The sequence below is a fragment of the Pseudomonas sp. P106(2024) genome, from assembly GCF_057480815.1.
The window spans coordinates 88,292-98,645 of the sequence record NZ_JBLIYU010000020.1 but is presented as its reverse complement, the minus strand read 5'-3'; the positions used below and the strand labels follow the sequence as shown (position 1 = coordinate 98,645).

10 protein-coding genes are annotated in these 10,354 nt (G+C 64.3%); 6 read left to right on the top strand and 4 right to left on the bottom strand.

Annotated elements, in window-relative coordinates; genetic code table 11:
* Window positions 1–338: 338 nt before the first annotated feature.
* Together AC25M7_RS23460 and aptA are read right to left on the bottom strand one after the other, a co-directional pair.
* Window positions 339–1,832 carry a CoA-acylating methylmalonate-semialdehyde dehydrogenase gene (locus tag AC25M7_RS23460; RefSeq protein WP_028691392.1) on the bottom strand — a complete coding sequence of 498 codons (1,494 nt, stop codon included), beginning with the start codon at window positions 1,830–1,832 and terminating at the stop codon, window positions 339–341.
* 71 nt (window positions 1,833–1,903) lie between these two features.
* Window positions 1,904–3,250, bottom strand: coding sequence for an omega-aminotransferase AptA (gene aptA / locus AC25M7_RS23455; protein ID WP_028691391.1), 1,347 nt, complete (start codon window positions 3,248–3,250; stop codon window positions 1,904–1,906).
* A 119-nt stretch (window positions 3,251–3,369) separates the two neighbouring features.
* Between aptA and AC25M7_RS23450 the strand changes: the two genes are divergently transcribed.
* The 5 genes from AC25M7_RS23450 (at window position 3,370) to AC25M7_RS23430 (ending at window position 7,798) form a co-directional block, all read left to right on the top strand.
* Window positions 3,370–4,287 (top strand): LysR family transcriptional regulator, encoded by a 918-nt coding sequence (locus AC25M7_RS23450; RefSeq protein ID WP_028691390.1) that lies wholly within the window; start codon window positions 3,370–3,372, stop codon window positions 4,285–4,287.
* An 85-nt stretch (window positions 4,288–4,372) separates the two neighbouring features.
* The gene (locus tag AC25M7_RS23445) at window positions 4,373–5,035 is read left to right on the top strand and encodes a TetR/AcrR family transcriptional regulator (protein WP_028691389.1); all 663 of its coding nucleotides are present in this window, start codon (window positions 4,373–4,375) and stop codon (window positions 5,033–5,035) included.
* A 9-nt stretch (window positions 5,036–5,044) separates the two neighbouring features.
* Window positions 5,045–5,629 carry an IMPACT family protein gene (locus AC25M7_RS23440; protein ID WP_028691388.1) on the top strand — a complete coding sequence of 195 codons (585 nt, stop codon included), beginning with the start codon at window positions 5,045–5,047 and terminating at the stop codon, window positions 5,627–5,629.
* A 445-nt stretch (window positions 5,630–6,074) separates the two neighbouring features.
* Entirely contained in the window at window positions 6,075–6,761 is a 687-nt protein-coding gene (locus tag AC25M7_RS23435; RefSeq protein ID WP_028691387.1) for an SDR family oxidoreductase, read from the top strand.
* An 86-nt stretch (window positions 6,762–6,847) separates the two neighbouring features.
* Complete coding sequence (locus AC25M7_RS23430) at window positions 6,848–7,798, top strand: adenosine deaminase (RefSeq protein ID WP_028691386.1); 951 nt, start codon at window positions 6,848–6,850, stop codon at window positions 7,796–7,798.
* Here the strand turns inward: AC25M7_RS23430 and AC25M7_RS23425 are convergent.
* Complete coding sequence (locus AC25M7_RS23425) at window positions 7,795–8,505, bottom strand: ArsR/SmtB family transcription factor (RefSeq protein WP_062362044.1); 711 nt, start codon at window positions 8,503–8,505, stop codon at window positions 7,795–7,797. The genes AC25M7_RS23430 and AC25M7_RS23425 overlap by 4 nt on opposite strands.
* A gap of 491 nt (window positions 8,506–8,996) precedes the next feature.
* Between AC25M7_RS23425 and AC25M7_RS23420 the strand changes: the two genes are divergently transcribed.
* Window positions 8,997–9,194, top strand: coding sequence for a hypothetical protein (locus AC25M7_RS23420; protein ID WP_486971516.1), 198 nt, complete (start codon window positions 8,997–8,999; stop codon window positions 9,192–9,194).
* On the opposite strand, the gene AC25M7_RS23415 is transcribed toward AC25M7_RS23420, so the two are convergent.
* Window positions 9,145–10,326, bottom strand: coding sequence for a multidrug effflux MFS transporter (locus tag AC25M7_RS23415; protein ID WP_028691384.1), 1,182 nt, complete (start codon window positions 10,324–10,326; stop codon window positions 9,145–9,147). The two genes, AC25M7_RS23420 and AC25M7_RS23415, sit on opposite strands and share 50 nt — an antisense overlap.
* Window positions 10,327–10,354: the final 28 nt, after the last annotated feature.

Below are 10,354 nucleotides of genomic sequence, written 5' to 3'. Positions count from 1 at the left end.
CGATCTCTCGTAGCGGGAGGCGAATCATACAGCGTTACAACCTGCTGTCAACTGCCTTTTTCACCGCTGCCGATCAGATGATCGAAGCACCTCCGATACCACCTGAAACATTCAACCTATTGATTAATAAGAGGTTTTTCGTTTCGACTACGTCGGAAGTGGGGCGCATTATAAGGGGATCTGAGAGGGCGTCAACCGTTAATTTCATTAAAGTGAAATATCGGGGGAAAACACCGCGTCAGGGCTGCCAGCTGCCCATCACAGCCCTAGCACCTATATAAGCAGCCAAAAAACAAAGCGGGGCGGCCTGTCGGCCGCCCCGCTTTCATCCCTGCGCCTTACAGGCTCGGGAACGCAAACTGCGAAGCCTCATGGCTGGCCCGCTGTGGCCAGCGCTGGGTGATCGCCTTGCGACGGGTATAGAAGCGCACACCGTCCGGACCATAGGCATGCAGGTCGCCGAACAGCGAACGCTTCCAGCCACCAAAGCTGTGGTACGCCACCGGCACCGGCAGCGGTACGTTGACACCCACCATGCCCACTTCGATCTCGTCGCAGAACAGCCGCGCCGCTTCACCGTCACGGGTGAAGATGCAGGTTCCGTTACCGTACTCGTGCTCGTTGATCAGCTGCATGGCCTGTTCCAGGCTGTTCACCCGCACCACGCACAGCACCGGGCCGAAGATCTCTTCCTTATAAATACGCATCTCGGGGGTGACCTTGTCGAACAGGGTACCGCCAACGAAATAGCCATCCTCGTTACCGGCCACACGGTAGCCGCGACCATCGACCACCAGCTTGGCACCAGCGGCAACGCCGTCATCGATGTAGCCCACCACCTTGTCACGCGCGGCGGCGGTCACCAGCGGGCCCATGTCCAGGCCACAGGCAGTGCCGGCACCGATCTTCAGCGCCTTGATCTGCGGCTCCAGCTTGGCGATCAGCGCATCAGCCACCTGGTCGCCGACACACACCGCCACCGAAATGGCCATGCAGCGTTCGCCGCAGGAACCGTAGGCCGCGCCCATCAGCGCGCTGACGGCGTTGTCCAGGTCGGCGTCAGGCATCAGCACCGCATGGTTCTTCGCGCCGCCCAGGGCCTGGACGCGCTTGCCGCGCTTGGTGCCCTCGGCATAAATGTACTCAGCGATCGGGGTCGAACCGACGAAGCTCAGGGCCTTGACCTCCGGCGCCTCGATCAGCGCATCGACCGCTTCCTTGTCGCCATGCACGACGTTGAGGATGCCCTTCGGCAGGCCGGCTTCCAGCAGCAGCTGGGCGATGTACAGGGTCGAGCTCGGATCGCGCTCGGACGGCTTGAGGATGAAGGCGTTGCCGCAGGCGATGGCCAGCGGGTACATCCACAGCGGCACCATGGCCGGGAAGTTGAACGGGGTGATGCCGGCGACGATGCCCAGCGGCTGGAAGTCGGACCAGGCATCGATGTTCGGGCCGACGTTGCGGCTGTACTCACCCTTGAGCAGCTCAGGGGCGGCGCAGGCGAACTCGACGTTCTCGATGCCACGCTTGAGCTCACCCGCCGCGTCTTCCAGGGTCTTGCCGTGCTCCTCGCTGATCATCTGCGAGATCTTCGCCTCGTTCTGCTCCAGCAGCTGCTTGAAGCGGAACATCACCTGGGCACGCTTGGCCGGCGGGGTGTTGCGCCAGGCCGGGAAGGCGGCCTTGGCCGAATCGATGGCCTGCTGGATGGTGGCGCGGCTGGCCAGTTCGACCTTGCGCACGGCCTGGCCGGTGGACGGGTTGAAGACATCGGCGGTGCGCTCGCCCTTGGTGACCAGCTCGCCATGGATCAGGTGCTGAACAATGCTCATGCAGAACTCCAGATAAAGAAGGTAGAGACAGGCGCGTGGTACTCACGCGCCCGACGTCAAAATCAGAAAAGTCAGTCGACCTTGTTCAAGGCTTCGCCCACCGCGTCGAACAGGCGATCCAGTTCCTGCGGCTGGGTGTTGAAGGTTGGCCCGAACTGCAGGGTGTCGCCACCGAAGCGTACATAGAAGCCGGCTTGCCAGAGCTTCATGGCCGCCTCGTACGGACGGACGATGGCATCACCGTCGCGCGCGGCGATCTGGATGGCGCCGGCCAGGCCGTAGTTGCGGATGTCGACGACGTTCTTCGTCCCCTTGATGCCGTGCAGCAGCTTCTCGAAGTGTGGCGCCAGCTCGGCGGCGGACTGCACCAGGCTTTCCTTCTGCAGCAGGTCCAGCGCGGCGATACCGGCGGCGCAGGCGACCGGGTGTGCCGAGTAGGTGTAGCCGTGGGGGAATTCCACGGCGTACTCGGGGGTCGGCTGGTTCATGAAAGTCTGATAGATCTCGCTGGTGGCGATCACCGCCCCCATCGGGATGGCGCCGTTGGTGACCTGCTTGGCGATGCACATCAGGTCCGGAGTGACGCCGAAGGCTTCGGCGCCGGTCATCGCGCCCATGCGGCCGAAACCGGTGATCACTTCGTCGAAGATCAGCAGGATGTTGTGCTGGCTGCAGATCTCGCGCAGGCGCTTGAGGTAGCCCTTCGGCGGCGGCAGCACACCGGCGGAACCGGCCAGCGGCTCGACGATCACTGCGGCGATGTTAGAGGCGTCATGCAGCTCGATCAGTTTGAGCATCTCGTCGGCCAGGGCGATGCCGCCCTCTTCCGGCATGCCCTTGCTGAACACGTTGGCCGGCAGCACGGTGTGAGGCAGGTGATCGACGTCCAGCAATTGACCAAACAGCTTGCGGTTGCCGTTGACCCCGCCCAGGCTGGTGCCGGCAATGTTCACGCCGTGGTAACCACGGGCACGGCCGATGATCTTGGTCTTGGTGGCCTGGCCCTTCAGGCGCCAGTAGGCGCGGACCATTTTCAACGCGGTGTCGGCGCACTCGGAGCCGGAGTTGGTGAAGAACACATGGTTCAGGTCGCCCGGCACCAGGTCGACGATCTTCTCGGCCAGCTGGAACGACAGCGGGTGGCCGAACTGGAAGGCCGGCGAATAATCGAGGGTGGCGACCTGACGGGCCACCGCCTCGCTGATCTCCTTGCGGGTATGCCCGGCACCGCAGGTCCACAGGCCCGAGAGGGCGTCGAACACCTTGCGGCCCTTGTCGTCGACCAGGTAGTTGCCTTCGGCCGCCACGATCAGGCGCGGGTCGCGCTGGAAGTTGCGGTTGGCGGTGTACGGCATCCAGTGGGCGTCCAGCTTGAGCTGGCTGGCCAGACCGACCTGGACGGTTTCGGGCATGTTCATCGGGCGATTCCTCGGAAGACGATTAGGCAACGATGGGTGTTGTTGCAGCTAAATTGTCATGGCGATAAAGTTCGAAAAACCCAGCATTTCTAATCTTCAGTCAGCGGATAACTAAACTAATGAGCCGACGTCCCGATCCCCTCGCCCAAGTCAGCGATTTCGACATCCGCCTGCTGAAAATCTACCGCAGCGTCGTCGAATGCGGCGGTTTCTCGGCGGCGGAGAACGTGCTGGGGATCGGCCGCTCGGCGATCAGCCAGCAGATGAACGACCTCGAGCAACGCCTGGGTCTGCGTCTGTGCCAACGGGGGCGCGCCGGGTTTTCGCTCACCGAGGAAGGCCGCGAGGTCTACCACTCGGCGTTGCAGTTGCTCAGCGCCCTGGAGACCTTTCGCACCGAGGTGAACGGCCTGCACCAGCACCTGCGCGGCGAACTGAACATCGGCCTCACCGACAACCTGGTGACTTTGCCGCACATGCGCATCACCCATGCCCTGGCCGAACTGAAGGACCGCGGCCCGGACGTGCGCATCCAGATCCGCATGATCGCGCCAAGCCAGGTCGAGCAGGGTGTGCTCGATGGCAGCCTGCATGTCGGCGTGGTGCCTCAGACCAGCCCACTGTCGGGGCTTGAGTACCAGCCGCTGTACAGCGAGCGCTCACTGCTCTACTGCGCGGTCGGCCATCCGCTGTTCTATGCCGATGACCAGCAGATCGACGACGACCGCCTCAATGACCAGGATGCGATCGCCCCAACTTTCCGCCTGCCGGCCGACATCCAGGCCCATTACCAGGCCTTGCGCTGCACCGCCAGTGCCTCGGACCGCGAAGGCATGGCCTTCCTCATCCTCACCGGACGTTACATCGGCTACCTGCCCGACCATTACGCGATGCTCTGGGTGCAGCAGGGGCGCCTGCGTGCGCTCAAACCCGCCCAGCGCTTCTATGACCTGAGCCTGAGCTGGGTGACGCGCAAGGGCCGTCGGCCGAACCTGGTGCTGGAAAGCTTCCTCGAGAGCCTGGCTGCGACACGTTGATACGTATCTCTACCGCTAATGCTTGTCACTTCGGCACAGGCAGGTAATCTGTCGGACATCTGTAACGACCCGCCCGGAATCGTCCATGACCCTAGAAGTCCCTGCGCATCGCTCCCCCGCCTCGGGAAAGCCCGCCGGCCGCATCCGCCAGAAGAACGAGCAGGCCATCATCCAGGCCGCCGAAGACGAATTCGCCCGCCACGGATACAAGGGCACGAGCATGAACACCATCGCGCTCAAGGCCGGGCTGCCCAAGGCCAACCTGCACTACTACTTCACCAACAAGCTGGGCCTGTACATCGCGGTGCTTAGCAACATCATCGAGCTGTGGGACAGCACCTTCAATGCCCTGAGCGTGGAAGACGACCCGGCCGTGGCGCTCAGCCACTACATCCGCACCAAGATGGAGTTTTCCCGACGCAACCCGCAGGCCTCGCGAATATTCGCCATGGAAGTGATCAGCGGCGGCGAATGCCTGAGCGAGTACTTCAGCGCCGACTACCGCGAATGGTTCCGCGGCCGTGCCGCGGTGTTCCAAGCCTGGATGGACGCCGGCAAGATGGACCGGGTCGACCCTGTGCACCTGATCTTCCTGCTCTGGGGCAGCACCCAGCACTACGCCGACTTCGCCACCCAGATCTGTCAGGTGACCGGCCGCAGCCGGCTGACCAAGCAGGACATGGAAGACGCCAGCAACAACCTTATCCACATCATTCTCAAAGGCTGCGGCATCAGCACGCCCGCCTGACCCGGACTTATGCCTTCTACCCTGCTCGAGCTCTGCGAGTTCCGCGAGGACATCCGCAAGAGCCGCTTCATCACCCTCGCCGGCCCGATCAGTAGCCCGGCCGAGGCCATGGCCTTCATCGAACGCCACAGCGACCTGGCGGCCACCCACAATTGCTGGGCCTGGAAGCTCGGCGGCCAATACCGCAGCAGCGACGACGGCGAGCCCGGCGGCACGGCCGGGCGCCCGATCCTTGCCGCCATCGAGGCCCAGGACTGTGACCAGGTGGTGGTTCTGGTGATCCGCTGGTACGGCGGCATCCAACTGGGCACCGGCGGCCTGGCCCGGGCCTACGGCGGCGGCGCCAACAAATGCCTGCAGCAGGCGCCCAAGCGCTTGCTGGTACAGCGCAGCGAGTTCGCCTGCAGCTGCACCTTCAGCGAACTGGCGCTGGTCAAGTTGCGCCTGGGCGAAGTCGACGGCCTGGTGCTGGACGAGCAGTTCACCGCCAACGGCGTCGACCTGCGCATCGCCCTGGGTGACAGCCACCTCGAGGTGCTGCAGCAGCAGCTCGCCGACCTGAGCCGCGGGCGCATCCTGCTGGAACGAGCCTGAGCGTTGCCCACAACTGCTGTGGGCCTGCCTGTGGATAAGCTTGGGGCACTCCGCTGCAGGCCTTGTTCCGCAAGGCCTGCAGCGTATTGAGCATATTTTGATCACATTTGTGTGACATTAACCCAAGTCACTGAAAGCGTGTGAGTTATCCCCAGTCAGCAGCGACTGCGTTCCCTGAAACGGGCATTTTCAGGCTGTCGCGCTTGCACACAATTACTGTGGAGCAGCCTGTGGATAACCCGTGAACCACCCTGTCAGACCCCGTCTCCACAGGCCTTTCAGACCTTCGATCATTTTTTGACCAGCCGCGACAGGGCAGCCGACCTCTTCCTGGTTTATGCTCGTCACCCAGGCCCTCCCAGTGGAGGGCAACCGCCACGTTGCCGCGCGACAAGCGAACCTGTGCACAGCACCGCTCGCCGCGCCCTTGATATGGAGTATCGCTATGAACGCCAACAAGACCGCCCTCATCATCGGCGCCTCCCGAGGCCTCGGCCTGGGCTTGGTACAACGCCTGCGCGAAGATGGGTGGAACGTCGTCGCCACCGTGCGCGACCCGCAACAGCCGGGTGCGCTGGGCGAAGTCCCCGGGGTGCGCATCGAGCGCCTGGAGATGAACGACACGGCCCAGCTCGACGGGCTCAAGCAGCGCCTGCAAGACGAAGTATTCGACCTGCTGTTCGTCAACGCCGGGGTGATGGGCCCGCTGCCGCAGGACCTGGAAAGCGTGCAGGTACAGCAGGTCGGCGAGCTGTTCATGACCAACGCCGTGGCGCCGATCCGTGTGGCCCGTCGCCTGGCCGGCCAGGTGCGCGAAGGCAGCGGCGTGCTGGCGTTCATGAGCTCGATCCTGGGCAGTGTGGCCATCCCCGACGGTGGCGAAGTCTGCCTGTACAAGGCCAGCAAGGCCGCGCTCAACTCGATGATCAACAGCTTCGTGGTCGAGCTGCAGCGCCCCGACCTGGCCGTGCTGGCCATGCACCCGGGCTGGGTGAAGACCGACATGGGCGGCGAGAACGCCGAGATCGACGTGCTGACCAGCACCCGGGGCATGCTCGAGCAAGTCAAGGCCCAGAGCGGCAATGGCGGCCTGCGCTTCATCAACTACAAAGGTGAAGCGCTCATCTGGTAAACCCGGGCGTTGCGGCCTGGGTGGGCGCATTGCCCGGCCAGGCCCTGTAGAATGGCGGCCAACCGTACCTGATCGAGATTGCACACATGTATGAATGGCTGAACGCCTTGCCCAAGGCGGAACTGCACATGCACCTGGAGGGCTCGCTGGAGCCTGAACTGCTGTTCGCCCTGGCCGAACGCAACAAGATCGCCCTGCCCTGGGCGGACGTCGAGACCCTGCGCAGCGCCTATGCCTTCAACAACCTGCAGGAATTCCTCGACCTCTACTACCAGGGCGCGGATGTCCTGCGCACCGAGCAGGACTTCTACGACCTGACCTGGGCCTACCTGCAGCGCTGCAAGGCGCAGAACGTCATCCACACCGAGCCGTTCTTCGACCCGCAGACCCACACCGACCGGGGCATCCCGTTCGAGGTGGTGCTCGATGGCATCAACCGGGCCTTGAAGGATGGTCGCGAGCAGCTGGGCATCAGCAGCGGCCTGATTCTCAGCTTTCTGCGCCACCTGAGTGAAGACGAGGCACAGAAGACCCTGGACCAGGCCCTGCCCTTCCGCGATGCCTTCGTCGCCGTGGGCCTGGACAGCTCGGAAAAAGGCCATCCGCCGAGCAAGTTCCAGCGCGTCTTCGATCGCGCCCGCAGCGAAGGCTTCCTGACCGTGGCCCATGCCGGCGAGGAAGGCCCGCCCGAGTACATCTGGGAAGCCCTCGACTTGCTGAAGATCCAGCGGATCGATCACGGCGTGCGCGCCATCGAGGACGAGCGCCTGATGCAGCGCATCATCGACGAGCAGATCCCGCTGACCGTCTGCCCGCTGTCCAACACCAAGCTGTGCGTGTTCGAACACATGGGCCAGCACAACATCCTCGACATGCTCGAGCGTGGGGTGAAAGTTACGGTCAACTCCGATGATCCAGCCTACTTCGGTGGCTACGTCACCGAGAACTTCCACGCCCTGCATCAGCATCTGGGCATGACCCAGGACCAGGCACGCCGCCTGGCGCAGAACAGCCTGGATGCGCGACTGGTCCGCTAGCCGACCTGCCGGGCCGGGAGGCAGGCGATCGCGTTGATCTGCTGCTGGCCGAGCGGTGTGAGTTGCACCGCCCGGCTGCCCTCCTGCTCACGCACCCAACCCGACTGGGTGAACAAGCGGAGCAAGGCCTTGCCCAGGCAACCGCCCAGGTGCGGGCCCTGATCGTTCCATTTACTGCAGTGGCATATCACGCAGCCGCGCCGGTCACCGGCGGCCATCGCGTCAATGAATACCCCCAGAGCCTCCAGGTGCTCCTTGCCCTCCTGGCTCACCGACAGGTACTGCTCGCTGCCCTCCAGCCAACCGGCCACCTGCAGGCGGTGGAGCAGCGCGGCGGCCACTTCGCCGCCCAGGTGATCACCACACAGGCGTGCCTTGCGCATCGACAGGGGAATCTGCAGTGTCGTGCCCTGCTCCCCAGGTGAGCGCGTCGCCAGTTGCACGCTGGCCAAGGCTTCCACCGCAGTGCCGACCTCCGGCGTGGCCAGGCGAAAGAAGCGCTTGCGCCCACGCGCCTCGTGCCTGAGCAGCCCGGCACTGCACAACAGCGACAGGTGCGCACAGGCCGACGACGTGCTCAGCCCAGTGAGCACGGCAAGCTCGTCCGCCGCACGCGGGGTACCATCGATCAACGCCCACAACATGGCGCTGCGCTTGGGATCGGCCATCAGGTTGGCGACCTGACTGATGCTGCGGACTGCGTTCATGAACCTGAAGCTCCCTGATGAATCCCGCCTGCTGGCGAACGCCGCAGATGCCCTGCCTCCGGTGTGGGCAAGCGCGGGATGGTTCGTGTGCCGGATGGTGGTCGCCAGCCCAGGGAAACGCTCACCCTTCGCTGGCCGCCAGGGGGCAGTATAAGCCGCTGGAGGGCACTCGCCGTGAGGGAGGCATGCCCCAGATGGGTCGGTATACGCCTTCCCAAAATCGTTCTTAAAGATGCGTCTGTCAGAGTGGCTGACGACTGACTCTGCCCATCCCCCGTACTACCGTGGCTCTAGCGGGAACGCAGCTGACAGCAACGAACCAGGGGGTCGATATGTCCGACGGGAAGAGGGAAAATTTCCGCCCTGCAAAACAGAACGTCTCCCAGCGTCAGACCGTCATGACCGTCAGTCTGGGTACTGATCGCGGTCATGGCGCGAGCCGGGGGCAGCGCTACACTAGATCCGCTCCCGCTCACTTGAGGTGGATCGCGATGAAGATTGTCGTCAGTACGTCGAACCGGAACCCCACCTGCCCCTGGCAGGTCCAGCTCGACCAGCATGTGGTGAGTTTCCGCAGCGAGGCCGAGGCGCGATCGTTCGTCGCCCTGCTGGAGGCGCGTCTCAACGCGCCCCACCCGCTCACGCGGGCCGGCTGGCCTGCAGGCGCCGGGTCAGCATTGCGACACTGACCACCAGCGCGCCGCACAAGCTGATCACCAGCGCCATGGGCACCGCGCTGCCGTCGTGCAGCACTCCGACCAGCGCCGCCGCGCCTGCGGCGACGCTGAACTGCAGGCAGCCCATCAGGGCCGAGGCACTGCCAGCCCGCGTTCCTTGCCCGCTCATGGCGCAGGCCGAAGCGTTGGGGATGATGCAACCGAGGCTGGCGATACACACGAACAGCGGCACCAATAATGGCCAGAGCTGTGCCGGGCGCAACGCCGCCACCACCAGCAGCGCCAGCGCCGCCACCAGGTACAACCACACCGCTCGCGCCAGCAGGAATGCCGGACCGCGCTTGGCCAGCAGCCGCGCATTGACCTGGGCCATCAGGATGAAGCCGGCGGCGTTGGTGCCGAACAGCCAGCCGTAGTGCTCGGGCGGCACGCCGTAGAGCTTGATGAACACGAACGGCGAACCGGCGATGTAGGCGAACATCCCAGCGATGGCGATGCCGCCGGTCAGCGCATGTCCGACGAACACCCGGTCGCCGAACAGGCTCAGGTACTGGCGCAGCGCGCCCGACAGCGGCTGGCGCGGTACATGGGCCGGCAGGCTCTCCGGCAGGCCCAGGCCGACGGCGAGCAGGCATGCCGCACTGAACAGGCCCAAGGCCAGGAAGATCGACTGCCAGCCTGCCACGTTGACCAGCACGCCACCGAGCATCGGCGCGAGGATCGGCGCCAGGCCCATCACCAGCATCAGTTGCGAAAACACCTTGGCCGAGGCCACCGCGTCACACTTGTCGCTGACGATCGCCCGCGACAGCACCATGCCGGCGCAGCCACCCAAGGCCTGGACGAAACGCGCCAGGATCAGGCTGTCGAGATTTGGGGCATAGGCGCAGGCCAGTGACGCCACGGTAAACAGGCCAACCCCGAACAGCAGCGGCAGACGCCGGCCGAAACGGTCGGCCACCGGCCCGTAAGCGAGCTGGCCCAGGGACAAGCCGAGGAAATAGGCGGCCAGGGTGGTCTGCACATGCTTTTCGTCGGTGCCGAAGGCATGCGCCATGGCCGGGAAGGCCGGCAGATAAAAGTCGATCGCCAGAGGCCCGAACGCACTGAGGGCGCCGAGAATCAGCAAGGTTCGAAGGTTCATGGAAAATCCATAGCAGGCTAAGCAAGTC